The organism is Labrenzia sp. PO1 (assembly GCF_012273635.1).
GTDB lineage: Bacteria > Pseudomonadota > Alphaproteobacteria > Rhizobiales > Stappiaceae > Roseibium > Roseibium algicola.
The window spans coordinates 894,799-920,135 of the sequence record NZ_JAAXCR010000003.1; the positions used below are offsets into that span (position 1 = coordinate 894,799).

At 58.0% G+C, this 25,337-nt stretch carries 22 protein-coding genes; 13 read left to right on the forward strand and 9 right to left on the reverse strand.

All coding sequences use genetic code 11. From position 1 onward, the window contains the following. Nucleotides 1-122 precede the first annotated feature (122 nt). Nucleotides 123-1,517, forward strand: a complete 1,395-nt coding sequence (locus tag HCG46_RS18955; protein ID WP_168687067.1) for a PLP-dependent aminotransferase family protein — start codon at nt 123-125, stop codon at nt 1,515-1,517. A gap of 167 nt (nt 1,518-1,684) precedes the next feature. After that, nucleotides 1,685-2,092 carry a DUF983 domain-containing protein gene (locus HCG46_RS18960; RefSeq protein WP_023003992.1) on the forward strand — a complete coding sequence of 136 codons (408 nt, stop codon included), beginning with the start codon at nt 1,685-1,687 and terminating at the stop codon, nt 2,090-2,092. Nucleotides 2,093-2,363: 271 nt separating this feature from the next. Here HCG46_RS18960 and HCG46_RS18965 read toward each other — a convergent pair whose 3' ends face one another. From HCG46_RS18965 to ndk, 4 genes are all read right to left on the reverse strand, one after another. Next, entirely contained in the window at nt 2,364-4,463 is a 2,100-nt protein-coding gene (locus HCG46_RS18965; protein WP_168687068.1) for a molybdopterin oxidoreductase family protein, read from the reverse strand. Between the two features lie 104 nt (nt 4,464-4,567). Next, nucleotides 4,568-5,005, reverse strand: coding sequence for an EF-hand domain-containing protein (locus HCG46_RS18970; RefSeq protein ID WP_168687069.1), 438 nt, complete (start codon nt 5,003-5,005; stop codon nt 4,568-4,570). A gap of 83 nt (nt 5,006-5,088) precedes the next feature. Next, nucleotides 5,089-6,234 carry a YHYH protein gene (locus HCG46_RS18975; RefSeq protein ID WP_168687070.1) on the reverse strand — a complete coding sequence of 382 codons (1,146 nt, stop codon included), beginning with the start codon at nt 6,232-6,234 and terminating at the stop codon, nt 5,089-5,091. Between the two features lie 170 nt (nt 6,235-6,404). After that, a complete protein-coding gene (gene ndk, locus HCG46_RS18980) occupies nt 6,405-6,827 on the reverse strand; it encodes a nucleoside-diphosphate kinase (protein WP_031270733.1) in 423 nt (140 codons plus the stop codon). A gap of 245 nt (nt 6,828-7,072) precedes the next feature. On the opposite strand from ndk, the gene HCG46_RS18985 reads away from it, so the two are divergent. Continuing rightward, nucleotides 7,073-7,966, forward strand: a complete 894-nt coding sequence (locus tag HCG46_RS18985) for a DUF4344 domain-containing metallopeptidase (RefSeq protein ID WP_168687071.1) — start codon at nt 7,073-7,075, stop codon at nt 7,964-7,966. Here the strand turns inward: HCG46_RS18985 and HCG46_RS18990 are convergent. Continuing rightward, on the reverse strand, nt 7,951-8,979 hold the full coding sequence (locus tag HCG46_RS18990; protein ID WP_168687072.1) for an AraC family transcriptional regulator: 1,029 nt from the start codon (nt 8,977-8,979) through the stop codon (nt 7,951-7,953). The genes HCG46_RS18985 and HCG46_RS18990 overlap by 16 nt on opposite strands. 138 nt (nt 8,980-9,117) lie before the next feature. Between HCG46_RS18990 and HCG46_RS18995 the strand changes: the two genes are divergently transcribed. From HCG46_RS18995 to HCG46_RS19010, 4 genes are all read left to right on the forward strand, one after another. Then, entirely contained in the window at nt 9,118-10,194 is a 1,077-nt protein-coding gene (locus tag HCG46_RS18995; protein WP_168687073.1) for an alpha/beta fold hydrolase, read from the forward strand. 111 nt (nt 10,195-10,305) lie between these two features. Next, nucleotides 10,306-12,189, forward strand: coding sequence for an ABC-F family ATP-binding cassette domain-containing protein (locus HCG46_RS19000; RefSeq protein WP_168687074.1), 1,884 nt, complete (start codon nt 10,306-10,308; stop codon nt 12,187-12,189). Then, entirely contained in the window at nt 12,189-12,887 is a 699-nt protein-coding gene (locus HCG46_RS19005) for an HAD family hydrolase (RefSeq protein WP_168687075.1), read from the forward strand. The genes HCG46_RS19000 and HCG46_RS19005 overlap by 1 nt, the downstream gene beginning before the upstream one ends. A 162-nt stretch (nt 12,888-13,049) precedes the next feature. Beyond that, nucleotides 13,050-14,294 (forward strand): hypothetical protein, encoded by a 1,245-nt coding sequence (locus HCG46_RS19010; RefSeq protein WP_168686713.1) that lies wholly within the window; start codon nt 13,050-13,052, stop codon nt 14,292-14,294. A 25-nt stretch (nt 14,295-14,319) separates the two neighbouring features. Here the strand turns inward: HCG46_RS19010 and HCG46_RS19015 are convergent, their stop codons facing one another. The 3 genes from HCG46_RS19015 to HCG46_RS19025 form a co-directional block, all read right to left on the reverse strand. Further along, nucleotides 14,320-14,712, reverse strand: a complete 393-nt coding sequence (locus tag HCG46_RS19015; RefSeq protein ID WP_168687076.1) for a rhodanese-like domain-containing protein — start codon at nt 14,710-14,712, stop codon at nt 14,320-14,322. Between the two features lie 86 nt (nt 14,713-14,798). After that, complete coding sequence (locus HCG46_RS19020) at nt 14,799-15,251, reverse strand: DNA polymerase III subunit chi (protein ID WP_168687077.1); 453 nt, start codon at nt 15,249-15,251, stop codon at nt 14,799-14,801. 516 nt (nt 15,252-15,767) lie between these two features. Beyond that, the gene (locus HCG46_RS19025) at nt 15,768-17,267 is read right to left on the reverse strand and encodes a leucyl aminopeptidase (protein ID WP_168687078.1); all 1,500 of its coding nucleotides are present in this window, start codon (nt 17,265-17,267) and stop codon (nt 15,768-15,770) included. A gap of 237 nt (nt 17,268-17,504) precedes the next feature. Here HCG46_RS19025 and lptF point away from each other — a divergent pair, with 237 nt between their 5' ends. From lptF to rsmA, 6 genes are all read left to right on the forward strand, one after another. Beyond that, the gene (gene lptF, locus HCG46_RS19030; protein ID WP_023003978.1) at nt 17,505-18,692 is read left to right on the forward strand and encodes an LPS export ABC transporter permease LptF; all 1,188 of its coding nucleotides are present in this window, start codon (nt 17,505-17,507) and stop codon (nt 18,690-18,692) included. After that, the gene (gene lptG, locus HCG46_RS19035) at nt 18,689-19,783 is read left to right on the forward strand and encodes an LPS export ABC transporter permease LptG (protein ID WP_023003977.1); all 1,095 of its coding nucleotides are present in this window, start codon (nt 18,689-18,691) and stop codon (nt 19,781-19,783) included. The genes lptF and lptG overlap by 4 nt, the downstream gene beginning before the upstream one ends. A 58-nt stretch (nt 19,784-19,841) precedes the next feature. After that, complete coding sequence (locus HCG46_RS19040) at nt 19,842-22,163, forward strand: LPS-assembly protein LptD (protein ID WP_035907990.1); 2,322 nt, start codon at nt 19,842-19,844, stop codon at nt 22,161-22,163. A gap of 148 nt (nt 22,164-22,311) precedes the next feature. Next, nucleotides 22,312-23,232, forward strand: a complete 921-nt coding sequence (locus tag HCG46_RS19045) for a peptidylprolyl isomerase (protein ID WP_075281556.1) — start codon at nt 22,312-22,314, stop codon at nt 23,230-23,232. Nucleotides 23,233-23,238: 6 nt separating this feature from the next. Then, nucleotides 23,239-24,258, forward strand: coding sequence for a 4-hydroxythreonine-4-phosphate dehydrogenase PdxA (gene pdxA, locus HCG46_RS19050; RefSeq protein ID WP_168687079.1), 1,020 nt, complete (start codon nt 23,239-23,241; stop codon nt 24,256-24,258). A 14-nt stretch (nt 24,259-24,272) separates the two neighbouring features. Further along, entirely contained in the window at nt 24,273-25,124 is an 852-nt protein-coding gene (gene rsmA / locus HCG46_RS19055) for a 16S rRNA (adenine(1518)-N(6)/adenine(1519)-N(6))-dimethyltransferase RsmA (protein WP_168687080.1), read from the forward strand. Here rsmA and HCG46_RS19060 read toward each other — a convergent pair. Continuing rightward, complete coding sequence (locus tag HCG46_RS19060; protein ID WP_168687081.1) at nt 25,102-25,317, reverse strand: hypothetical protein; 216 nt, start codon at nt 25,315-25,317, stop codon at nt 25,102-25,104. The genes rsmA and HCG46_RS19060 overlap by 23 nt on opposite strands. Nucleotides 25,318-25,337 lie beyond the last annotated feature (20 nt).

The window sequence follows — 25,337 nt, forward strand, 5'->3', positions numbered from 1 at the left end:
TCGCCAGCCGTCCATTGTTCGCAAGCTCCCCTGGGTGCCCCACCCTGAAGCGAATGATTGGTGACATTCCGGCACGACCTCTGTATACAGTCAATATCCAGTCAATTTGAAAGCAATTCTTCATGACCGAATGGTGTCCGGACCTTTCCGCCAGCAATGCTCCGCGCTATGCCGCGATCGCGGACGCCATTGAAGAAGATATCCGCACCGGACGCCTTTCGCCTGGAGACCGGCTTCCTGCGCAGCGCCAGTTGGCAGCCCGGCTCGGGCTTGACTTCACCACCGTTGCACGCGGTTACACCGAAGCCCGCAGGCGTGGCGCTATCTCTTCCATGGTTGGCAGCGGTACATTCGTCACCGGCCCCGACAGCGTGCTGGGCGGCGGCGCTGCAACACGTGATGCCAAGCGGCTGTCACCTCCGGACTTTTCCATGAACCTGCCGCCGGAAGTCAGTGACGCTGGCCTGATTGCCCGTATGAAAGAGGGGCTCGCGGCGCTTTCAGCCGACCTCATTCCGCTGCTTCGATACCAGACAATTTCTGAAAAAGACCCGGACCGCCAGGCTGCAGCACGCTGGCTTGCCGGAGTTGGCCTCAAACCCGACCCGGAAGATATTCTGTTTGCTCCCGGTGCTCAGGCAGCTCTTGCCGGCATTCTTGCAACGCTTTGCGAGCCGGGTGACCGGATCGCATGCGAAGCCGTCACCTATCCCGGGATCCGCTCCATCTGCGGACAACTCAGACTGGAGCTTTGTGGCTTGCCGAGCGACGAAGAAGGCATTGATCCGGAGGCCTTTCGCAAAGCCTGTCTCGAAGGTCGCCTGAAGGCACTCTATCTCAATCCGACCCTGCACAACCCAACCACTCGCACCCTCTCCGAGCAGCGGCGCCGCGATCTTGCCGCCGCCGCGCAGCGCCACGGCGTGCCGATCCTGGAGGATGATCCCTACGGCCAGCTCAGCCGCAAGCAGGTCCCGTCGATAGCCGCTCTTGCTCCGGATATCACCTGGTACATCGGCTCTCTTTCGAAAAGCGTTGGAGCCGGTCTCCGGCTCGCCCACGTCCTTGCCCCGGACCGGAGCGCTGCATGGCAGTTCGCTCGTTCACAGCGCACGTCCAGCGTCATGATTTCCCCGCTCACGACAGCCCTGGCCACGCGCTGGATCGAAGATGGCACTGCCAGAGCCCTGCTTCGGCACATCCGAAGCGAAAGCGCGGCCCGGCAGGACCTGGCCGCCCGCTATCTGAAAAGCCAGAAGTTTGAAGCCGACTCTGACGGATTTCATATCTGGCTTGCCTTGCCGGAAGGCTGGTCTCGTCCGGCCTTTGTCAGCCAGATGAGGAACCAGGCTGTTGGCGTTGTGGAAAGCGACGCCTTCACGATTGCCGGAAAGGCGGATGAATCCGTGCGGCTCTGTCTGGGCGGACCACATGATCGCGCTCAGATCGATAGCGCGTTCAGGGTCATTTCCGAGGCATTGGCGTCAACGCCGGACAAGACCTCCACCTACTTCTGAACAAAAAAGACTGCACACATCCCTCTGCCAATCTGCCGCAGGCGATTGGCTTGCCATGCAAGCAATTTGCTTTATCTTTGACTGCAAACATATCCATTCATTCAAATATTGACTGGATTAACGTCTCCGGCTCGAACCGGAAGACCTCTCGCAGGAAAAGGTGTTCCATGACCACTCCACAAAGCTGGCCGCAAATTCCGCCGATCCGCACCGGCATCAAGGGCCGCTGCCCGCGTTGCGGCGAAGGTTCCATCTTCGACGGCTTCCTGAAGCTGAAGCCGAAATGCGACCACTGCGGACTTGATTACAGCTTTGCCGACCCTGCGGACGGGCCCGCGTTTTTCGTGATCTGCTTCGGCTGCATTCCCGCAGTCGCCTTTGCGATCTGGCTCGAAATCGCCTTTACAGCCCCTTACTGGGTGCATTTGGTGACGACCCTGCCGCTGATCCTGGTGACTTGCATTCCTATGCTTCGACCGCTCAAGGGCTGGCTGGTCTCAAGCCAGTATTTCTACAAGGCGGAAGAAGGCAAGCTGGCCACACCGGTTTCCCAATCCTCGGAAAGCCAGGTCTGACGTTCGGAAGCCCCAAGCCGGACCGACGACCAGACTTTCCCGAGGCAGGCGGTGACATCGGACGGGCGATGCACCGCCTTTTCTTTTCTGAAATTGAGAGGCTATGGAGCAAGTGGCCCATCCTTCGAGACGGTGCTTCGCACCTCCTCAGAATGAGGATGAGTGTGTTGCTCTGCTTGCGTCTGAATGCACGTCCGCCTCATCCTGAGGAGCGAGTTCGCTCGCATCTCGAAGGATGGGCCGCAATTACCTAACAAACCGGCAGTCAGCGTCAGACGGCCCTCACCCACACGGCCGTGTCGTGAAACGCCGCGCCGCCATAGGGCGCAACCGGGTCGGCCCCGGTAAGCGTGTTGATGCCGCGGCCATCCTCGAATGCATCGTTCGGCCAGATCCCTTCCGAGATCACGGTTCCGGGTGCGACGGTCGCAACATATCGCGCATGCAAAGTCACGACACCGCGCCGGTTGCCCATCTTTACCTTGGCACCGTCTTCGATGCCGAAACGCTCTGCCTCTTCCGGACGCAACCAGACCTCCGGTCGGCCTTCCTTCTTCTTCGAGCTGTCGGTCTCGTTGAACGTGGAATTCAGGAAAGAGCGAGCTGGCGATGTCACCAAGCGGAACGGATGCTGCTCGTCTGCAAGTTCGATGCTGTCCCATTGATCCGGCAACTCCGGCATCGTCTGCCAGGGACCGAAAATTGTGCCGTCTTCCGGCTTGTTGGGAGCAGAGGAACGACCCCAGTCAGCCTTGAAGTGGAACTTGCCGTCTGCGTGACCGAAACCGTTGAGATAATGCGCCGTTTCGAAATCAGGCTGCAGATCGATCCACTTTCCAGCTTCCAGGTCTGCGAGCGTTCCATAGTTGGAATTGCGCAACAGCCAGTCGATATGGTCGCGTGCGCTCATATCGAATCCGGGGTGAGGTTTTGAGTCAACGCGCCTGGCGATCTCGTTGATAACAAATATATTTTCCCTAGGACCTTCCGGCGGCTCAACAGCTTTGGGACCCAGCATCAGATACTGGTGTCCGCCGCCTTTATAAAGGTCGTCATGTTCCAGAAACTGGGTTGCCGGCAGCACGATGTCTGCCATCTGCGCTGTCTCTGTCAGGAAATGCTCATGGACGACGGTGAAGAGGTCCTCGCGCGCGAACCCCTGCTTTATCAGGTCCTGCTCCGGTGCCACGGAAACCGGGTTGGTATTCTGAATCAGCATCGCCTTCACCGGCGGACCACCAAGCAACGCCGCTTCGTCGCCCGTGAGAATCCGGCCGACAAGGCTCTGGTCGAGGGCACGCACAGCCGGGTCCTTCAGCGAGCCGGCTTCGATCATTTCCTTGTTGAGCTGATAGATCGCGCCGTTGTTGTGGAAGGCGCCGCCGCCCTCTTCCTTCCAGCAGCCGGTGACAGCGGCAATGGAACTGGCAGCATGCATGCCGACTGCACCATTGCGCGACCGGGTGAAGCCGTAGCCGAGCCGGAAATAGGTCTTCTTGACGGAACCGATCAGCTGCGCCAGCTCCTCGATCCTTGAGACGTCCAGCCCCGTGATCGAGGCAGCCCACTCCGGTGTCTTCGTTTTCAGATGCGCTTCCAGCTCGGCTGGACAATCCGTGTAGGTTTCCAGGTAATCCCGGTCGGCATGGCCGTCGCGGAAGAGCACATGCATGACAGCGCAGGCAAGCGCGGCATCCGTGCCGGGTTTCAGGATGATGCCGATGTCCGCCTGCTTCATCGTTTCGGTCTCATAGACGTCAACAACAATGATGCGTGCGCCGCGTTTCTTGCGGGCGGCAATGGCATGGGTCATCACGTTGACCTGGGTCGCGACCGGATTTGTGCCCCAGATGACGATCTGGTCGGAAACCGCCATTTCACGCGGATCGGGTCCGGCCAACTTGCCGGTGCCGGCAACATAGCCTGTCCAGGCCATGTTGGTGCAGAAACTGTCGAACTGACGCGAGTAGCCCTTGGTATGACGCAGCCGGTGGATACTGTCCCGCTGCACCATCCCCATCGTACCGGCATAGTGATAGGGCCAGACGCTTTCGGCTCCGAATTCGGCTTCCGCAGCCAGGAACTTTTCAGCGATCAGATCCAGCGCTGCATCCCAGGAGATTTCCTCAAAACGGCCTTCACCTTTCTTGCCGGTGCGCCGCAGCGGCTTCAATAGCCGGTCCGGGTGGTAAAGCCGCTCGGGATAACGCGCGACCTTGGCGCAGATAACGCCTGCGGTATAGGCATTGTCCTTGGCACCATTCAGCCGGCGTACGTCGCCATGCGGATAAAAATGCACCTCCAGCGCGCAGGTCGACGGACAATCGTGCGGACAGGCGGAAAAAGTGCTCTTGGGCGGCTGCTGGGTCATGATGCCTTACTGAATTCCTCGAACATGAGCCCGGCAAGGTTCCCCCAGCGCGGCCACCTGTCAAGTCGGATGGCCGCTTTTACCCATTATCCGGGTGGTTCGTTTCACCCGCGTGGGCCGAAATCCGCAACTGTGACGACCCCGTCGCCGTTGCGGTCGATCATTTCGATCCAGGAGGCTGCGTTGTCGAGAAACTCGGCTTCAGAAACCTTGCCGTCGCCGTCGATATCATTGACTTCAAGGCGCATGCCGTTTGCCGGGTTTCTTGCACCTTTCCCCATTCCCTTGGGCTCATTCTCTGCCTGATCCTGGGCTCTTGCCTCATCGAAGAGAACATATTCCTCTGCATCCAGAAAACCATCGTCGTTGGCGTCGAAACTGGCAAAGACATTGCCGCGCCGTTCCCGCGCTTCTTCAGCGGTCACTGCACCGTCACCATTCAGATCCCAGTTTTCGATGAAATGCGCCCCAGGCCCTTCTGCGGCAAAACATGAGCCCACGGTTGCCAGAATGAGGGCGGCTCCGAGCGTGATCGATTTCATGTGATTTCCTTTCTTTCCAAGTTTCGAATTTTTGAATGTTTCATTTCAAAAAAAAGTGCGTGGATGTCACGCACTTTTTTCGTTCAGCTGCCGCTGCAGGGAGATCTCCCCCCACGCCCGGCTTCCGGCCTTGCGCCGGGTGGAGGACCTCCGTTGCGCGAGCCAAAGCCTGGTCCATGGCCAGATCCAAGGCCCGGGGGCGGTGGGCGACCTCCATGCAGAAAACGTGGCGGGTGTCCGCCCTGCGCCTGAACAAGCATGACGGCAGCCTCGCTGTTGTCCGACAACGCCGCAAAATCGACCGTGGGAAGATCGCTCTCGTTCTGGATCTCGCCTCTCATGCCAGCTCGTTTCAAGCGCATGAAGCTGCTGTCGGGATTGCCCATCCAACAGCGCGGAATGAAAGGAAATGCATCCGTCAGCACATAGTGATACGTGCCGTTCGGATATTCCGGCGTAACCGCAAAACGCCCGTTGCACTGGTCAAGATCGCCGGCGCCGGCAACATAGGCCCAATCCTGTGTGAACTTGCCGTTGTAGCGCCCGCCCGGCCCGCCCGGCCGATTGCCTTTCTTCACCCTGTAGCTGCTGTTCAGCTTCTTGAGACCCGAATTCCGCTTGGGGTCGGAATAGCCGTAAGGGCCGTAGATGGGAAAGCCGTCCGCGGCAAATCCCAACAAGGCAGGCACTGACTTACCATCCTTGGAGGCCATGACGCCGGTCGGAATGCCATGATAATGGTAGGTGCCATCCGGTTGGACATGGGCGTTGTACCGATCAAGACCCAGCTTGCAAGCACCGCCCAGCGCCTCGTAGTTCCATCCCGAGCGCCGGTCGTTTTGCCAGAACTCCGCCGTGCCAGGGTCCATGACCACACCGTTCACCGCAATGCCAAAAACCGCCCCCTGCGCCCTGGTTGCACTGGAGTTCTTGTGCGGCACCAGAGGGACCTTCAGATTGTAGTTCTTTTTCGAAATGGAATGCGGGTTCCCGCGGTTGGGAAATTGTCCGGGTGGTTTCACCGGATAGCCGTCGGCATGAATATGGCGATAGTTGCTGTCGACTGAAATGTCTGCCGACGCTTCGGCCTTCGGCAGCAAGAGGTTCCAGACTTCCTCCATAACATGCGTCTGCTCGACGGCTTGTTCACCTTCCAGTGGCGCCATGCTGTCATGCGCGGCAGCCGGTACTGCAATCAGCACTCCGGCCAGCGCTATCGATATGCGCATCGCTCTCTCCCGATCTCTTCGCCCACGAATTGAGTATGAGGCCTTTGGAAGCAGAACGCTGTCAGACAATCGCATCAAAGTGTAACGCGATGTAACGGCTGAGAGGTGGCGCAAACAGAAAAAGCCGACCCCGACGGGACCGGCTTTTCAGTCAACTCATTGCCCGCAGGTTAGCCGACGAGTTCGACACCGGAGAACCAGAACGCGATTTCTTCAGCAGCGGTTTCAGCTGCATCGGAACCGTGTACGGAGTTTTCGCCGATGGACAGGGCATAGGACTTGCGGATCGTACCTTCTGCAGCGTCAGCCGGGTTGGTTGCCCCCATGACTTCACGGTTCTTGGCAATGGCATTTTCGCCTTCCAGAACCTGAACGACGGTCGGGCCAGAGGACATGAATTCAGTCAGTTCGCCGAAGAACGGACGTTCCTTGTGAACCGCATAGAAAGCTTCAGCTTCGCGCAGGGACATCCAAACGCGCTTGGAAGCAACGACGCGCAGGCCGGCTTCTTCAAGCTTGGCGGTGATGGCACCGGTCAGGTTGCGCTTGGTGGCGTCCGGCTTGATCATGGAAAACGTGCGTTCAATCGCCATGGTTTCATCTTTCTCGTTTCAGCAGCGGGCCGGCGGAGTGCCGGTTCCGGATTTTTAAAAATTTCGCGGCCTTAATAACGGGGTGCCGTCACGCCCGCAAGGGGGCCGGGTCATGACATTTTGATGTCGGTAACCGGTTTGTGGCTCAATATGGTGCTGGCCAACATACGAACGGCTGCCTAGTCTGCGCGCAAATGCAAAGGTCGAGCGGACGGTTTGCGGCGCTCCTCTTCGGGAATGACACCATGGTCGAACTCTTCGCCATCCTGCCAACGCTGCTTTATGCGGCCGTCGCATCGCTCTGGCTCAGCCTTGCCGCCCCCTCGGTGGCGGCCAATACACATGGGACCGATAGCCCGCAAACTTTCCCCACTTTGGCAGGGCAACTTGCCGCCCTTTCGCCCGAACAGCTGGAAGAGCTCTTCGTTTTCGTTGCGGGCAACACGCTGTTCACGCTCTACCACGAGAGCGGACATATGCTTGTCTCGGAACTGGAACTTCCCGTCCTGGCCCAGGAAGAAGATGCCGTCGACAATCTGGCCACCGTTTCCATGCTCGGCGCGGACACCGACGACATGGATCTTTATCTCACACAGGCGATGATCGGTTGGTTCCTGATTGCCGAGGAAGACTACGACGACCTGGTTTTCTACGATGAGCACGATCTGGACCAGCAACGCGGCTACAAGATGCTGTGCCTGATGGTAGGGGCCGACGAAGACGCCTTTCTGGATCTTGCCAGAGACCTGGAGTTGCCGGAGGAGCGGATCGAAAGTTGCGCCTTCGACTATGAACAGGCCTCGGCTTCGTGGGAAATCGTGACCGATCCTTATCTGAGAGACAGCGATACGCCAGGGGGCAAGATCAAGGTCGTCCATGATCCGGCAACAAGAGACCTGGAAGCCATGGCCGTTTTCCTGAAGGAAAGCGGACTGGTGGAGATGGTCGCCAAGGAATTCGACACTTTCTACGAGCTGCCGAAGACAGTCACCTTCCGCTCAACCGCCTGCGGCGAGGAAAACGCCTTCTGGGATCCGCAGACGCGGGAAGTGATCCTCTGCCATGAACTTCTCGCCGGCCTAGCCGAGATCTATCTGAGTGTTCCGGAAGAAGATGAAAAAGCTCAGAGCGAGGACTGAGCATTCTTGCGATAAGCGCCTGGCGCTTCGCCATATGCCTTCTGGAATTCCCTATAGAAGTTCGAACGGGTCAAAAATCCGGCCCGCTCCTGTATCCGGCCGACAGGCTCATCCGTCGTAACCAGCAGTCGTTCCGCTTCCGCGAGGCGGACCAGATTGACGAACTGGCTGACATTGATGCCTTCAACTGCGTTGACGGCTCTGGATAGATCCCGATCCGGAACCCCGACCCGCCGGGCCAGCCGCGTAAGTGTGAGCGATGGATCCCGGAAGAACTCCTGGTCCACCAGAACCTTTCGGGCAGAATCGACAATCCCTGCCCGCTGCGCGTCACTTCCAACGCTCTCTTCAACCTTTGCCCGTGACTGCCCGAAGCGGGCACCCAGAACACCAAAGGCTGCTCCGACTGCAAGGACCAGAAAGAACAGGCTTGCCAGCGAAATCGCAAGCGCGGCGGCAACCTCGCTTTGCTGCGCGAACAGGTAAGCGACAAAGGCGTCGATCAGCAGTGTTGCCAGCATGATCAATATGGAAAAGCCGAGCAGATTGCGAAGCAGACCACTCTTGTTCGTCGGAGCCTGGCAAAACACATCCGGCCCCTGGCTCCAGAGCCTTGCAAGCGCAAGCGCATAGACCGCGTAGCTTGCGCCGATTAGCCCATCAACGTAACCGGCAACCGGCACAGGCAAATGCATTGCAACTGTCACGATGGCAGCCGCACCAAAATTCAACACCACGAGTTGCCGGGTTCTTTCACCCGAAACGGTCAGCGAGACGAAAGCCAGATAAACGGACGGCGCTATCCACACCGGCAACACCCTTTGCACGGTCAGGAGTTCGACAACCCCGAAGGCGAAGCGCGCGCCCACGAGGGCAGCTTCCATCGTCAGCAGACCGAAGAGCCAGACGAACAGCCCTCTCGCGACAGGCGGCAACGAGCGCCAGTTCAGTGCAGCGATGCCGAGTGACAGGAAGACAGCTGCAAGCAGAAAGGAGACGGGAATGCTGATCATGACCGATATGCGCAGACAGGCAGTTTGAACGTGCTGTCCTTTATCACGATTGAGGACAGGACCGGCAGCCTGCAGCGATTGTCAACAGATCCGCCACCGGACATTTGAAGGGCATCGCAACTTTCAGATGGATTTCCCATGTCTCCTCACCTCGCCGGACGGCACTCTTGCACGCGCATATTCCTGAGTGCTGCAATCCTTGTTGCAGGCCTCATCGACCCGGTCCTGTCACAGGCACAGGACACTTCAACCCTCCCCTATGGTCCTGGTGTAAGCAGTCTGACGATCGAGGACGATCGGCTGGATCGCCCTCTGGCCGGAGATCTCTGGTATCCGACACAGACACCCGAGGTGTTCAGCCTGGCAGACAAGAGCAAGGTCTGGCAGATGGCTGCTGCGGATCCAGACGGCAAACCAGCGGACGGACGTTTCCCGCTGCTTGTCCTTTCACACGGAATGTATGGCAACACGTTCAATCAGGCCTGGCTGGGCTCGGAGTTGTCGCGGCGCGGTTACCTGGTCGCCATGATCAATCATCCGGGAACCAGTACATTCCTGCGTGATCCGGATCAGGCACGTGAACTCTGGGATCGACCGGTGGATCTATCGAGGGTGATCACTTTCCTGCAGGAAGACGAGGCAACTTCAAGGCGGATCGACCCGGACCGCATCTACGCGGCAGGGCATTCTCTTGGCGGGTACACCGTGATGCTGTTGGCAGGTGCCAAGTTTGACACTGAACGGCAAAGGGCAATCTGCACCGGCGAGAACCAGCCAGTGGTGTGCGGAGTTTTCGCAGGATGGTCCGTTGCCGAGACCGCCGCCGACAGGAAACAGATGTCCGTTTCGCGCAAGGATAGCCGTGTCCGGAAGGTCATCAGCATGGACCTCGGTGGCACGCCCCTGTTTTCAGGGCAAAGTCTTCACGCAATAGACATTCCGGTCCTGGTACTGGGTTCGGAACGTGCGGATATGCTGAACCAGGAAGTCGAATCCCGCGCTCTTGCGGCCGCCTTGCCTGCAAGCATGGTGCACCATCTTGAACTGAAAGATGCCGGACATTTCGACTTCATGGGCGTGTGCAAACCGGAGGCCTTCGAAATCCTGAAGGAAGAAGAGCCCGGCGATGAAATTGTTTGTGTCAAAGGTTCCCGGGAGCGCGAGCAGCAACACAGGCGGATAGTCGCCGAGATCCTCGATTTTCTGGAACCTTGATCTTCAAACCGGCGGGCCAACGGTGCAGCGATGCCACAGCCCGCCACCGGATCGCCCCAAGAACAGCTTTCCACTTGCATCCGCATGGACGCTCCGCCAAACATCCGCCTCATGTTGCAGATTACGGACCTTACATATCGGATCGGAGACCGCCTCCTGATCGACAGAGCCAGCGTTACGCTTCCCGGCAAGGCCAAGACAGGTCTTGTCGGTCGAAACGGTGCGGGCAAATCAACGCTGTTCAAGATCATCACCGGGGATCTTTCCACCGAGACAGGCTCAGTGCAGATCCCGAAGCGCGCGCGCATCGGTCAGGTCGCACAGGAAGCACCGGGGACGGAAGAAACCCTGATGGAAGTGGTGCTGGCCGCGGACAAGGAACGCAGCCAGCTGCTGGCAGAAGCCGAAACACAGACTGACCCGGCCCGGATTGCCGAAATCCACACACGGCTCGCCGACATCGGCGCCCACACGGCTGAAGCCAGGGCAGGCTCGATCCTGTCCGGCCTTGGCTTTGATGCCGCCGCGCAGCAAAGGCCGTGTTCGTCGTTTTCGGGCGGATGGCGCATGCGCGTTGCCCTGGCTGCGGTTCTTTTTTCCGAACCCGACCTTCTTCTGCTCGACGAGCCGACGAACTATCTCGATCTTGAAGGCACGATGTGGCTGGAAAACTATGTTGCCCGCTACCCGCATCAGGTGCTTCTTATCTCCCACGACAGAGACCTTCTGAACAAGGCTGTCGACAGCATCGTCCATCTCGACCGGGGCAAGATGACTTACTACTCCGGTGGCTATGACAGTTTCGACAGGCAACGTCGCGAAGCGATGATCCTTGCCGAAAAGGCAAAGGAAAAGCAGGACGCCCAGCGCAAGCACATGCAAGCGTTTGTCGACCGGTTCCGCTACAAGGCCAGCAAGGCCCGGCAGGCGCAGTCACGCCTGAAAATGCTTGAAAAGATGCAGCCGATTGCCGCCCTCACGGATGAGAGCAGCAAGCCGATCCATTTCCCCGATCCGGACAGCCAGCTGGCACCGCCCATCCTGAAACTCGAAGGCGTGGCGACCGGCTATGGCGATACCAGGATCCTGTCGCGGCTGACGCTGAATATCGACACCGACGACCGGATTGCGTTGCTGGGCGCCAACGGCAACGGCAAGTCGACATTCGCCAAACTGATTTCCGGACGCCTGGGCGCCATGGATGGTGAGATCACCAAGGCGTCAAAGCTGAAAATCGCCTTCTTCGCGCAGCACCAGCTTGACGAGCTCAAGCCTGCTGAAAGCGCCGTTGCGCATGTGCGTGCCCTCATGCTGGATGCGCCGGAGGCAAGGGTTCGGGCTCGTGTCGCACGCATGGGTCTTCCGACCGACCGGATGGACACGCCCGCGAAAGACCTGTCTGGTGGTGAAAAAGCCCGCCTCCTCCTGGGGCTGGCGACGTTTGACGGTCCGCATCTGCTGATCCTCGATGAACCGACCAACCACCTCGACATCGACAGCCGGGAAGCGCTCGTGATGGCGCTGAACGACTTTCAGGGAGCCGTGGTGCTGATCAGCCACGACAGGCATCTCGTCGAGGCTTGCGCCGACCGGCTATGGCTGGTGGCAGACGGCAAGGTGGAACCCTATGACGGCGACATGGAAGACTATCGCCGACTGATCCTGCAAGGTCCCGAGGCGGTTCAGAAAGCCCGTGACAAGGCCGCCGCGGAAGCTGACAAGGCAAATGCGCAAGAAAAACGCCGCGATGCTGCTGTCAAACGCGAACTTCTGAAACCGTTGAAACAGAAGATCGATGCCGCTGAAAAGGAAATGAAGCGCCTGCAGGAAAAGATCATCAAGCTGGACGAAGCCCTTGCCGATCCGGAATTCTTCACGAGGGAACCCGAACGGGCTGCGAAATTCGCCAAGGAACGGGCCTTCTGCGAGAAGAAGCTGATCAATACCGAAGAGGAATGGCTGGAGCTTTCCGCCGAATTCGAGGAGGCTTCCTGATGGCCAAGATCACGACACTCGGCTTCGATGCAGACGATACGCTCTGGCACAACGAACGGGTGTTCAGGCTGACGGAAGAACGGTTCGCCGCATTGCTCGGCGACTACACCGACAAGGATCACCTGGCCGAGCGGCTGCTGGCCGCGGAAAAACGCAATGTCCTGCATTACGGCTACGGCGTTAAGGGCTTTACCCTTTCCATGATCGAGACAGCGATCGACGTCACCGACAGGCAGGTGCCCGCCGATGTCATCGCCGAAATCCTGGAAGCCGGGCGAGAAATGATGTCCCATCCCGTCGAGCCTCTCCCTTACGTCGAAGAAACGCTGAAAAAAGTGAAGGCGTCTTTCAAGCTGGTCCTGATCACCAAGGGGGACCTGTTCGACCAGGAACGCAAGGTGACTGCCTCCGGCCTCGATGTCTATTTCGACGCAATCGAGATTGTCTCTGAAAAGACCGACGAGACATACCGCTCACTTTTTTCGCGTCACGGCAGTGGCCCGGGTGAAGCGCTTATGATCGGCAATTCGCTGAAATCGGACATCCTGCCTGCGCTGAACGCAGGAGCATACGGTGCTCACGTGCCCTATGACCTGACCTGGGCACTGGAAGAGGCGGACGAGCCACGTGGCCATGACCGGTTTTACCGATTGGACCACATCGGCAAGGTGCCGCAACTGCTCGCTCGTCTGAGTTGAATTGCGGTTTTTCGACCGAAAAATTCCTGTCGGAAGTGAAACCAATTAAAGTCTGACGGGTTGTCGTAAGTGAACATTCAGACACTGCGGGCACGTTTGCGGAGTTACCGCGGGCGTTTTCGCAAAGCTCGATTTTTCGCACGCTTCAGACCAGGATACGTAATGTCTCTCTCCAGAACCGTCACCCTATTCCTTGGCGCAACAGCGCTTGTCGTTGCCCCTTCCCTGTCGCCGGATGTGCCTTCGCTTTCCTTCCATGTGGACAAGGCGTTCGCCAAGAATGGCAACGGAAACGGCAATGGCGGTGGCGGCGGCGGAAATTCCGGCGGCAATGGTGGCGGCAACAAGGGAAATTCCGGCAACAAGGGCAATAGCGGCAACTCCAACCGCGGTGGGAACTCCGCTTCCAACGGCAACGGCAACGGCAACAAGGGCCTTGGGATCTTCAACCGCGGCAATGGTTCCAAGCAGGCCAAGTCGAACAACGGCAACGGAAATGGAAAAGGCCTCGGCGGCTTTCTGAATTCCGTATTCGGAACCGAAAATTCAAAGAACTCCGGCAAGCGTCAGACCGCCTCCAGAGGCAATAGTGGCACCGCGAGCCATCGGCTTCCAAAGGCTGAACGCGCGACACTGGCAAGCATTGCCGTGACCCCACAGGCAAGCCCTGCAGGCAAACCGAAGAACTTCAATGCAAAGCTTGGCCGGTTGAATTCCCTCAATCGCAATTACCACGCCTATATTAATTCCAACGACCCGCATCTGGCAGCCATTCAGGCCTACATAAATGACAGCCTTGCCTACGAGCGGCTTTCCGCAGATTTGCAAGGCCTTGAACAGGACCTCCTGACCGCACGTACGCTGTTCGACGGGTTGCTTCAAGACGTGGACAGCTATGATGGCTTCGCCTACGAAGGCCTGACCTCGCAACAGCTCGAAGACCGGCTTGCCGAACTTGAAAGCCTGGATACGGCTGAATTGTCAGATGACGAGCTGACCGCTCTCGAAACCGAAAGACTGGCGCTTGAAACTGCTCTTCAGAGCGACGCCTATTCGGATTTCAAAACGGCTGAAACCAACTACGAAACGGAAAAGACCGGCCTGGATGGGCTGGCCGCTGATGTTTCTGACGAAGCGCTGGAAGAAGCACTTCTGGCGATGGCAAACGAGAACCGCGTCCGGGAATATGGCGACGACTACGTCGACGAGGAAATGCTCGACTGGGCCAAGCAGGTTCTCGGGGTTGGCGATTACGACGGCAAGATTGATGAAATCCGCGAAGCAACCGAGACCCCGGACGACGGCACAGACCCGATTGACCCCGATGAAACCGCCGGCAACGACGATGGTACGGACGGTTCGGACGCCGATCCGGATGAACTGCGCCTGATCTCGACGTCCAACTAGCACCAATACGGCGGGGCGGTCTATTTCAGTCCTTTTGCTCGACAGGACCGCCCTTCTCGACCCAGTCTGCGAACCCATCTGTCAGATGGGCAGCTTCAAAGCCCATATCCTGAAGCGTCGCGACAGTGAGTGCAGAGCGCCAACCTGCGGCGCAATGGAAGATGAAGCGTTTTTCCTGCGAGAAGACCTCCTTGTGATAGGGGCTCTCCGGATCCACCCAGAACTCGATCATGCCGCGTGGGCAATGAATGCTGCCCGGAATGAACCCGAGCTTCTGACGTTCACGCACGTCTCGCAGGTCTACGAACACCACATCCGGGTTTCCTACCAAGGCAATGGCAGCGTCGGTGTCGACTTCCTCAATCCGTGCCTTGGCTTTGGCGACCATGTCGGCCGATGACATCTTCAGCTTCTTCATAAGGCTTTCCTCCAATATCGGCATCGCGCACCGATGCGCGTCTCACTTTTTAAAAGATTGTCGCCTGTAGCAGTGTCTGTGACGGCCTAGGCCTTGCGTTCCCAACCGCCGGCTTCGGTCTGTTGCCAGTAAGCGATTTCAAACCCTTCCGCCTTGGCTTCCTTCCAGCGATTGCGCGCTTCCTGAACAGCCTCGGTATCGTTGCCATCGAACATGTAGATCGCCCGCTTGTAGGCGCTCAGCGGTGGCGGTACTGCCCTGTCCACCAGGAAGCGCACGTCGGCTTCGTTCGGATTATCCTGTTCGGACGTGAGATATATCGGCTGATGTTCGGCGTAACCGTCTGCCTTGGTGCCATGTGGCAGAAAACCGTCGTCGGTAAAGGTCCACAAATGGGCATCAAGGGCGCTGCATCGCTCCTCGGTTCCCGTTTGCACGACAACTTTCCAATCCCGCTCCAGGCACTTTTGCAAAAGCTGCGGCAAAGCCATCTCCAGCGGCTTGTGCAAAAGGTGATAGAATACAACTTCAACGCTCATGCCGGACCCTGTCTAGACACATCCTTGTACCTTCGCTTTCCGTTTTCCACCGCCATGCCGGAATGTGGTGCAGGCCTGCAACACTTGCCTGTTCAAATTCCCCCGACGGCAAACATGACATGGACAGGCCATAAGACTCGTATCATTAACCCTTCGAAAATGTCGATTGGCTAGGGTTCGTCCCCGGGGACGATCCAATGATCATTTGATTTGGCCATGGATCAAAAAATTTGGCTGGTGAGCGGTTTTCCCGAGCCGGCGCAAAAGGGGATTTGGTGAATGCTTGCGCGTGTCGTTGTGTTTTTCGCATTGGTTGCTGTCGTTGCAGGCGCGACACTTGGCATGGGTCTTCTGGTTGAACCGGCAACGGCCTGCCAGACCTACAAGACCTGCTGATCCAGGGTCGACAGTCAGATACGAAAAACCCGCCTTCCCGGCGGGTTTTTCTTTGCCCAGCGGCATTGCAGTCCTGGCGCCCTCCACCAGTAGAAAATGCGAAGGACGCCAAGATGGACCTCAGCCTTCGTAGTGATCCGCGACAAGCTGGTTGAGCAGACGCACGCCATAGCCCGAAGCCCAGCTCTGGCAGATATCGTCCTTCGGAGCGCCGAATGCGGTTCCGGCGATGTCCAGATGCGCCCAGGGCACGTCATTCGTGAAACGCTGCAGGAACTGGGCAGCGGTGATGGACCCGGCCCAGCGGCCACCGGTGTTCTTGACGTCTGCGTTGGGCGTGTCGATGATCTTGTCGTATTCCTTCGACAACGGCAGGCGCCAAAGCGGCTCACCGCTCGACTTGGCAGATGACAACAGCTTGTCGGCCAGACCGTCGTTGTTGGAAAAGAGACCGGCATTCAGATTGCCGAGAGCGACAAGCACGGCACCGGTGAGCGTTGCCAGATCGATCATGATCGCCGGTTTGTACTTTTCCTGCGTGTACCAAAGTGCGTCGGCAAGAACCAAACGGCCTTCCGCATCGGTATTCAGGATCTCGATCGTGGTTCCGGACATGGCCGTGACGATGTCACCTGGTCGTTGCGCGTTACCGTCCGGCATGTTTTCGACGAGGCCGATGACACCGATCACGTTTGCCTTGGCCTTGCGCCCCGCGATCGCATGCATGGCGCCGATGACTGCGGCAGCTCCGCCCATGTCGCCTTTCATATCTTCCATGCCCGCGGCCGGCTTGATGGAGATGCCGCCAGTGTCGAACACCACGCCCTTACCAACGAACGCAACCGGAGCTTCGCCCTTCTTGCCTCCGTTCCAGCGCATCACGGCCAGCTGCGGTGGGCGGGTCGAGCCTTGGGACACGCCAAGCAAAGCAGCCATCTTAAGCTTCTTCATTTCCTTTTCGCCGAGAACCTCGACTTCGACACCAAGGGCCGTCAGTTCCTTGGCCTTCTCGGCAAACTCCACCGGACCCAGCACATTCGCCGGTTCGTTCACAAGGTCGCGGGCCAAAATCACGCCGTCGGCAATAGCTTCAGCAGAAGACCAGGCCTTCTTTGATGCCTTGGGATCGGCAACGGCCAAGGTCACCTTCATGTTCTTGGGTTTGTCATCGCCTTTCTTGGCAGTCTTGTAGGTGTCGAAGGCATAGGCCCGCAGCTTCACGCCCATTGCGAACTCTGCTGCCAATACTCCAGACGGATCTGCATCGCCCGGGACATCCAGAAGCACCGTTGCTGCGTCTGCCTTGGTCTTCTGCAATTCTGCAAATACTGCGCCGCCAAAAGCCCGCCAATCGTCGCCAGTCAGCTCGCCGGCATCGCCAACGCCGAATACGATCAGCCGGTCGAGACCCGATCCGGCAGGAGCGACCAGATCAAGACTTGCCTTCTTCTTCCCGGTGAAACCTGCGATACCGGCCGAACGTTGCAAGCCTCCCTCGAGACCCGAGACAACTTCTGCAGCAACCGGCCCAAGGCTAAGGTCGCTACCGGCCAGGATTACGGCCACCCCACCCTTCGGCGTTTCGGCCTTGGAGAAGTTCAGTTTTGCAAGCTTGGTCATGCTTCGGTCCCGTTGGTTTTTCTGGTTGGAGCGGTTGGGCAGTGGAAAGAAAAGGCGCCCTAACCCGTAGATTGTGATTTTCCTGTCAAATCATGGGGTTTCAACAGCTTTTCGGCAAGGGCGACAAAAATTAATGTATATTTACCATTCTTATTCATGAGCCATTCACCACATTCCGTGTTATTCGGTCTCAGGCCGATTATCGTCATTTTTGCAGGGACATGTACCGGCACCGTTATGAAAACGCTTGAACGTTACATCATCCGCCGGACTGTTTACGCTTTCACCCTCACGATTGCAGCGATGACGGGTGTGGTTTGGGCAACCCAGGCCTTGCGCCAACTGGACCTGGTGACCTCAAAGGGTCAGACCATCGTCCAGTTCATTGGCATAACCATGCTTGCCCTGCCCTTCCTGATCGTCATCGTGGCTCCGTTCGCCCTGATGATCGCGCTGATACTGGTTCTAAACTCCTTGTCGGGCGACAGTGAGCTGATCGTGATCGATGCCAGTGGCGGCTCCAGGTTCCTTGTCTTGAAACCGGTCATGCTCTTTGCCTTCGTGGTCATGTTGTTGACCGCGAGCATGTCACTTTATGTGGCTCCGACAGGACTGGCTCAGCTACGCACCGAGATTACCCGCGTGCGCGCAGACCTTGTTGCCAACATCGTCAAGCCGGGCCGCTTCATCACCGTCGAGGACGGATTGACGTTCCATATCCGCAACCGTTCAGGCAAAGGCACTCTTGACGGTCTTTTGATGCACGACACCCGCGACCCGGAGACGGCCTTTACCTATCAGGCAGACACCGGGCTGATCGTTGAAGCTGCCGATCGCACGCTTCTTGTCATGCAGAACGGCACAATTCAGAGACGTCCAAAACAGCAGGGCGATATTTCGATCGTTCGCTTCCAGTCCTATGCATTCGATTTGTCGAACCTTATTCCTGAAGCCGGCGAGCCAGTGTTCAAAGCCAGTGAGCGGACCACCCTCAACCTGATGTCACCAGGCAGGAACGACGAATATGCGCTGAAGAATCCGGACAAGTTGGCGCAGGAACTCCACGAACGCTTCAGCCAGCCGCTTTACTGCCTTTCCTTCGGCCTGATCGTGTTCGCGTTTCTCGGCAAGGCCAGAACGACACGCCAGGGGCGCGGGTTCGCCGTGCTCGGGGCAATCTGTTCCTGTGTCCTGTTGAGGACCACGGGCTTCGGCGTAACCGCCATTTCCGGTGGTTCCACCGCGCTTCTCAGCCTGCTTTACATTGTTCCCGTTGCGGGCGCGGTGTTCGCCCTCGTCTCCATCTTCCGCGAACAAGGCGGGTCGCAGCCACGCTGGCTGGTCGATCTGCAACATTCCGTTCAGGACAGGATTGATGCACTGAGTGATCGCTTGAACGGTCGCAAGCCGGGAGGCGTCGCATGATCCTTGGACGGACCCTGTCGCTGTATTTTTCAGGGCGTTTCCTGAAGGCTATCCTCGGTCTCTTCCTGTTTGCCGCCGTCCTGATCTATCTGTTCGACGTCCTGGAACTGGTTAGACGCGGTGGTGACCGCGAAGGATTTTCCGTCCTGCGCGTTGCCATGATCTCGGCCTTGCGGGTGCCTCTGCTGCTGGAACAGGTCATTCCCTTCACCGTCCTGTTCGGTGCAATTGCTGCCTTCGTGACGCTAAGCCGAGGCCTGGAACTGGTCGTGGCACGGGCTTCCGGCATCTCGGTCTGGCAGTTTTCTCTTCCCGCCATCCTTGTCGGGATCGTTCTCGGCATCCTGTCCATCACTGTCTACAATCCTGCGGCTGTCTGGTTTCAGCAGAAATCGGACGAGGCAGCTGCCGGTTTGTTCGGCTCGGAACAGAGTTTCCTTTTGCAGTCCTCGAACGACGTTTGGGTTCGGCAGGACGGCCTGGACGGAGAATCAGTTTTGCTTGCCAAGCAATTGCTGGAAGGCGGCACGCTGCTGCAGGGCGTCACCATTTTCACGTTCGACAAGGACGGTACCTTCCGCGAGCGGATCGAAGCTGACGAAGCGCGGCTTGGAGACCAGATCTGGTACCTGGACAATGCCATCGTCTACACGACCGAACAGGATCCACAGCCTTACGGGCAATATCAGATCAGCACATTCCTGACTGCGACTGAAGTTCGTGAAAGCATCGGATCCCCCGAATCGATTTCGTTCTGGAATTTGCCTCGTTTCATCGAACTGGCCAGAAACGCTGGGTTACCTGCCTATCGCTACAATTTGCAGTATCAGACTCTCCTCGCCCGCCCGCTTCTTTTGGTCGCTATGATTTTGATCGCAGCGGCGGTTTCCCTTAAAGTTTCGAGGTTTGGCGGTTTGGGAAGTATGATTCTGGGTGGAATCCTTTCCGGGTTCGTGCTTTACGTTCTAACCGAACTTGCCAAGGACTTCGGGGGTGCGGGTATTGTCCCTCCCTTGGTGGCGGCCTGGGCGCCGGGAATATTTGGAGTACTCATGGGTTTGACAATTCTCTTGAATCAGGAAGACGGGTAAAGCGATGACTTTTCCGGTTTTTCTGACAACAGAGACTTGGGCCAAAAAAGGCAGACTGTTGGCTGCGGCGAGCTTGTGCGCCATTGCAGCAACCCTTTGCCATGGGTACGGATCACCAGCCGCGGCACAGGACCTGACAGCAGGTCTGGCCGGTCAAGTCGATCCCGATGCCGAACTCCTGCTTGAATCAAGTGAGATCACCTACGATTTCGACCGCGATCTCATCGTCGCGACCGGAGATGTGCAGGTCTACTACGACGGCAGCACCGTGCAGGCGCATCAGGTTGTCTTCGACCGCAAGAGCCAGCAGCTCAAGGCGTCGGGCAATGTGATCTTCATCGAATCCAACGGCAATGTCGTGCGCACGGAAGAAATGGTTCTGTCCGAGGACTTTTCAGAAGGCTTCGCACGTGCCCTTCAGATCGACACGACGCGGCGCACACGCTTCCTGGCCGAGCAAGCCCGGCGCGAAGGCAACAACATCACGACCATCGATAACGGCGTCTATACGGTCTACACCAAACCGACCAACCCGCCGGACAAGCCGCCGCTCTGGCGCGTGCGGGCCGAGAAGATCATCCACAATCAGCAGGAAAAGATCATCCGGTTCGAGAACGCCGCCTTCGAGGTCTACGGTCAGCCGATTGCCTACCTGCCCTATCTGTCGATGCCGGATCCGTCCGTCACCCGAAAGTCCGGTTTCCTGATGCCCAGCGGCATTGTGTCCGACAAACTCGGGTATGGCGTAAGCGTTCCCTATTACTGGGCGCTCAGCCCCTATTACGATGTGACGACCATTCTGACGCCACTCACCAAGCAGGGCGTGTTCGGCGATGTCGAATATCGTCATCGGTTTGCCGCTGGCGAAGTGAGTGTTTCTGCGGCTGGCCTGTTTCAGGCACAGCCGAGCAATTTCACGACGGACCGCGCTGACGATCGCTGGCGTGGTGCGGTCAATTCGACCGCCTCCTTCAGCATTGCGCGCGACTGGACCCTCGGCTGGAACCTGACCTACAAGAGTGACCGTCAGTTCTTCAAGGACTACTCGTTCACCAGTTTTGGCGACAACGGCGAGACCTCCACGATCTACCTGGAAGGCAAGACCGACCGTAACGCGCTGTCTGTCAAAGCCTATGCGTATCAGATCTCCCAGGAGGACTATACGGACAGCCAGTTCAACGCCAATGGCTTCTCTCCGGTCGGCAGCTCCCTGCAGGACAAGCAGCCGCTCGTTCTGCCCGTGATCGACTATGACTATGTGTTCGCGGATCCGATCCTCGCCGGTGAGTTGGCACTGACTGCCAACTTCACCTCGCTGACACGCGATGAAACGGATGCTTTCTCCATTGATGGCGGCACAACCGCGAAATTCCGTGGTATCGACGGCACCTTCTCGCGCGTGTCCGTGAAGGGGAACTGGCGCCGCACATTCATCGATCCGCTTGGACAGTCGTTCACGCCGTTTGCCTATATGCGCGGTGACCTGTTCTTTCTTGCCTCACCGGATTCTGACGTGACCGCTCTCACAGGAGAAAGTTTCGTCGGCCGTGCGATGCCTGCTATCGGCCTGGAATACCGCTATCCGTTCATTGCAACCTTCAACGGCGGCAACCAGATCCTGGAGCCCGTCGCCCAGGTTGTGGCCCGTCCGAACGAGCAGCGGATCGGCGAACTGCCGAACGACGACGCGCAAAGCATCGTCTTTGATACGACGACCCTGTTCGACTACGACAAGTTCTCGGGCTTTGACCGCGCCGAAGGCGGCACACGTCTTAACGTCGGCCTGAACTACAAGCTGCAACTGGACAGTGGCTACTATGTCAGCGGCCTGTTCGGTCGGTCCTATCAGCTTGCCGGCGACAACTCCTATGCCATTCCGGACATACTCGGTGCGACGCAGGATTCCGGTCTGGAAACTTCCTTGTCCGATTACGTCGGCAGCCTCTATCTGGACACGCAATACGGTGTGAAGGTCGGCGCCCAGGCCCGGCTCGACAAGGAAGATTTCACCGTGAACCGGATACAGGCACAGGCCAGCGGTATCTACGGCCCGGTCGTGTCTTCCCTTGCCTATGCGTTCCTGAACGCTCAGCCGGATGTCGGGATCGATGACCCGCGAGAGGAACTGCTAGGCTCCGCAAGCCTTCGCCTTGAGGAAAACTGGCGCATTTTCGGTTCCATGCGATACGATCTGCAAAACAGCAACATCGTGCAGGACGGTCTCGGGATCGGTTATGACGACGAAGGTTTTTCGCTCTCCGTCACCTATGCTGAAGACCGCAGCCGCAACGATGGCGATGACGTCAACCGGACGCTTTATTTCCGCATCGGGTTGAGGACCATCGGCACGACACAGGTTTCAAGCGGCGCTCTCAACTAGGCCATCTGACTGACCGTAGGTCATCATGCCGCCATGAAAAAAGGCATGATGCGTGGAACCTTTGAAATTTCGGGCATGATATGCGAAACATCATGTCATAAAACAACGAACTTCGGTTTGGCCTCAAGCCAGCACGGATGGTTATTCAATGCGACTTCGTATCGTTCCGGTATTCTTTGGACTAGCTTTGATCCTGGCAGCGCCGCTGGCAACGCCTTCCCATGCAGCGATCAAGATCATCGTCAACGATGTGCCGATTACCGACTACGACATCAGCCAACGCGCCCGGCTGATTACAATGACCCAGCGCAAGTCCGCATCCATCGCCAAAAAGCAGGCGGAAGAGGAGCTGGTCGACGACCAGGTCAAACTTGCCGAAGCCGAGCGTGTCGGCGTTGACGTCAGCCAGTCGGAAGTCGACAACGCTTTCAACAACATTGCCCGTAATGTGAAGATGTCTCCGGCCCAGCTTTCCAAGGCGCTTCGCAGTGGCGGTGTTCAGCCGGATACCTTGAAGGAACGCCTCAAGGCGCAGCTTGCCTGGAACCAGGTGTTGCGGTCCCGTTTCAGTGGCCGGATCGAAGTGGATGAATCCGACGTGATCGCGGCCCTGAAGAAGACCGACGAGGAAGACCGTCAGAAGTCCGTGGAATATGACCTCAAAAGGGTCATTGTCGTGGTACCGAAGAACTCTTCCGGTGGCTTCAAGTCCAAGCGCAAGAACGAGAGCAACCAGATCCGGGCTGCTTTCAACGGCTGCGATGAATCCGGCGCCATTCTCGGCAAATACAGCGAAGTGGTTGTGCAGCCTATCGGACGCCGGCTCGAAACCGAGCTTCCGGAAAACATGCGCGCCGAAATCGAAAAAATGACACCGGGCAAGTTGACGAAACCTTCCACCACGCCCGTCGGTTACGAAATGATCGCGGTTTGCGGAAAACGCGAAATCGCGTCGGACATAGCCGTTCGCACGGAACTTGAAAACGAGCTGCGACAGAAGGAAGGCGAAAGCCAGTCCCGTCGGTATCTTCTGGAAATCCGCCGTCGTTCCACCATCATTTATCGCTGATCCTGCATGCGCTCCAACCAGAAGCCGATCGCCGTCAGTATGGGAGAACCTGCCGGGATCGGCCCGGACCTGGCTCTGATTGCATGGGCTAATCGCAAAGCTCTCGGATTGCCGCCATTCTACATTCGCGGTGACGAAGCCCTGCTGCACGAACGTGCACAGAAAATGGGTCTGAACGCGCGGCTCAGGCTGGTGGCGCAGGACGAAGCCGTTGCGACTTTCACCAAAGCTTTGCCAGTTGTACAGACCGGGCCGGCCCTACCCGACCAGCCGGGTGTGGAAGCACCTGAAACGGCAGCTTCCGTTGTTGCTGCTATTGAAGGATGTGTCGACGATATAAAGTCCGGCCATGCCTGCGCCCTCGTGACCAGTCCGATCAACAAGGCTGCGCTTTACCGAACCGGCTTCGCCTTCCCCGGGCATACGGAATATCTGGGCTCCCTTGCAGAGATGCACTGGCCCGGAGAACCGGCAAAACCCGTGATGATGATTGCCGGACCGGAGTTGATGGTGGTTCCGGTCACCATTCACATTCCAATTCGCGATGTTCCGACATCTCTCACGACTGAACTTATCGTTGAGACTGCGGAAATTACCGCACGCGACCTCAAGACCAGGTTTGGCTACACGTCGCCACGATTGGCGATTTGCGGGCTGAACCCTCATGCGGGTGAAAACGGCTCGATGGGAACAGAAGACCGCGACATTATAGAGCCAGCCATTTCTCGCCTGCGAGCGATGGGTATCGAGGCGACAGGTCCGCATCCAGCCGACACTCTGTTTCACCCGCCTGCACGGCAGCATTATGACTGCGTGCTTGGCATGTATCACGACCAGGTGTTGATACCGGCGAAGACCATCGGTTTCGATGAGAGTGTCAATGTCACGCTGGGCCTGCCTTTCGTGCGCACCTCTCCCGACCATGGCACGGCATACAACCTGGCTGGAACCGGCACCGCCCGGGTCGACAGTTTCGCTGCGTCCTTGCGCATGGCGGATGTGCTTGCCAACCCCGAGCGGTTCTAGGGCGATAGCGATCAATGGCTCAGATAGACGACCTGCCCCCGTTGCGCGACGTCATCGCCGCTCATGGTCTCAATGCGAAAAAGTCGCTGGGACAGAACTTCCTTCTCGATCTCAATCTCACCTCTCGCATCGCCCGATCTGCGGGCAGTCTTGAAGATTGCACCGTTCTGGAAGTCGGCCCTGGTCCCGGTGGGCTGACCCGTGCCCTGCTGGCCGCAGGAGCGAAGCGGGTGATCGCGATTGAAAAGGACAGCCGGTGCCTGCCGGCTCTTGCCGAAATCTCGGCACACTATCCGGGGCGCCTGGAAGTCATCGAAGGCGATGCCCTTGAAATCGATCCGGTGGCCCTGACTGGAGGAGACAAGGTCCGCATTGCCGCGAACCTGCCTTACAACGTTGGCACCCAGCTGCTTATCAATTGGATCACGACACCGCAGTGGCCGCCATTCTGGTCGTCGCTGACGCTGATGTTCCAGAAGGAAGTCGGTGAGCGGATCAGCGCGCCCCCCGCGTCCAAGGCCTATGGCAGGCTTGCAGTTCTGGCAGGCTGGCGCTGCAAGGGCGGGATCCTGTTCGACATCAGCCCAAAGGCATTCACGCCGCCCCCGAAAGTGACGTCGGCTGTGGTTCATCTGACGCCAAATCCTTCGCCCCTGCCCTGCGACCTGAAAGCCCTTGAAAAGATTACCGCTGCGGCCTTTGGCCAGAGACGCAAGATGCTGCGTGCCAGCCTCAAGTCACTGACACCGGACGCAGAAGACCTCGTCACAAAGGCCGGGTTGAAGCCGACCGCCCGTGCCGAAGAAATCGACATCGCCGGGTTCGTTGAACTTGCCAACACGTTCAGGGCCGCTCGGGTAGTTTGACGACTGGCAGGATGCTGGAAAGTTCCGGTTTGCGGCACTTGCCCGCCTGAATAGCTTTCAGGTTGTCCGGGTTATCCAACCCGAGATCCCGCATCATCCAATCCGGCATTTGGTTTCTTCGGTCAGCCTTGTCCGGACCGGTGTACCAAACGTGTCGTTTTCTTGAAAACAGGACCCTTAAAAAGCTGACCATTGTCTCATCTCCCGTTGATG

Bases quoted from the DNA above. Each gene is read 5' to 3' on its own strand.
- HCG46_RS18955 (WP_168687067.1), top strand. From the start codon at position 123: ATGACCGAATGGTGTCCGGACCTTTCCGCCAGCAATGCTCCGCGCTAT.
- HCG46_RS18960 (WP_023003992.1), top strand. From the start codon at position 1,685: ATGACCACTCCACAAAGCTGGCCGCAAATTCCGCCGATCCGCACCGGC.
- HCG46_RS18965 (WP_168687068.1), bottom strand. From the start codon at position 4,463: ATGACCCAGCAGCCGCCCAAGAGCACTTTTTCCGCCTGTCCGCACGAT.
- HCG46_RS18970 (WP_168687069.1), bottom strand. From the start codon at position 5,005: ATGAAATCGATCACGCTCGGAGCCGCCCTCATTCTGGCAACCGTGGGC.
- HCG46_RS18975 (WP_168687070.1), bottom strand. From the start codon at position 6,234: ATGCGCATATCGATAGCGCTGGCCGGAGTGCTGATTGCAGTACCGGCT.
- ndk (WP_031270733.1), bottom strand. From the start codon at position 6,827: ATGGCGATTGAACGCACGTTTTCCATGATCAAGCCGGACGCCACCAAG.
- HCG46_RS18985 (WP_168687071.1), top strand. From the start codon at position 7,073: ATGGTCGAACTCTTCGCCATCCTGCCAACGCTGCTTTATGCGGCCGTC.
- HCG46_RS18990 (WP_168687072.1), bottom strand. From the start codon at position 8,979: ATGATCAGCATTCCCGTCTCCTTTCTGCTTGCAGCTGTCTTCCTGTCA.
- HCG46_RS18995 (WP_168687073.1), top strand. From the start codon at position 9,118: ATGTCTCCTCACCTCGCCGGACGGCACTCTTGCACGCGCATATTCCTG.
- HCG46_RS19000 (WP_168687074.1), top strand. From the start codon at position 10,306: ATGTTGCAGATTACGGACCTTACATATCGGATCGGAGACCGCCTCCTG.
- HCG46_RS19005 (WP_168687075.1), top strand. From the start codon at position 12,189: ATGGCCAAGATCACGACACTCGGCTTCGATGCAGACGATACGCTCTGG.
- HCG46_RS19010 (WP_168686713.1), top strand. From the start codon at position 13,050: ATGTCTCTCTCCAGAACCGTCACCCTATTCCTTGGCGCAACAGCGCTT.
- HCG46_RS19015 (WP_168687076.1), bottom strand. From the start codon at position 14,712: ATGAAGAAGCTGAAGATGTCATCGGCCGACATGGTCGCCAAAGCCAAG.
- HCG46_RS19020 (WP_168687077.1), bottom strand. From the start codon at position 15,251: ATGAGCGTTGAAGTTGTATTCTATCACCTTTTGCACAAGCCGCTGGAG.
- HCG46_RS19025 (WP_168687078.1), bottom strand. From the start codon at position 17,267: ATGACCAAGCTTGCAAAACTGAACTTCTCCAAGGCCGAAACGCCGAAG.
- lptF (WP_023003978.1), top strand. From the start codon at position 17,505: ATGAAAACGCTTGAACGTTACATCATCCGCCGGACTGTTTACGCTTTC.
- lptG (WP_023003977.1), top strand. From the start codon at position 18,689: ATGATCCTTGGACGGACCCTGTCGCTGTATTTTTCAGGGCGTTTCCTG.
- HCG46_RS19045 (WP_075281556.1), top strand. From the start codon at position 22,312: ATGCGACTTCGTATCGTTCCGGTATTCTTTGGACTAGCTTTGATCCTG.
- pdxA (WP_168687079.1), top strand. From the start codon at position 23,239: ATGCGCTCCAACCAGAAGCCGATCGCCGTCAGTATGGGAGAACCTGCC.
- rsmA (WP_168687080.1), top strand. From the start codon at position 24,273: ATGGCTCAGATAGACGACCTGCCCCCGTTGCGCGACGTCATCGCCGCT.
- HCG46_RS19060 (WP_168687081.1), bottom strand. From the start codon at position 25,317: ATGGTCAGCTTTTTAAGGGTCCTGTTTTCAAGAAAACGACACGTTTGG.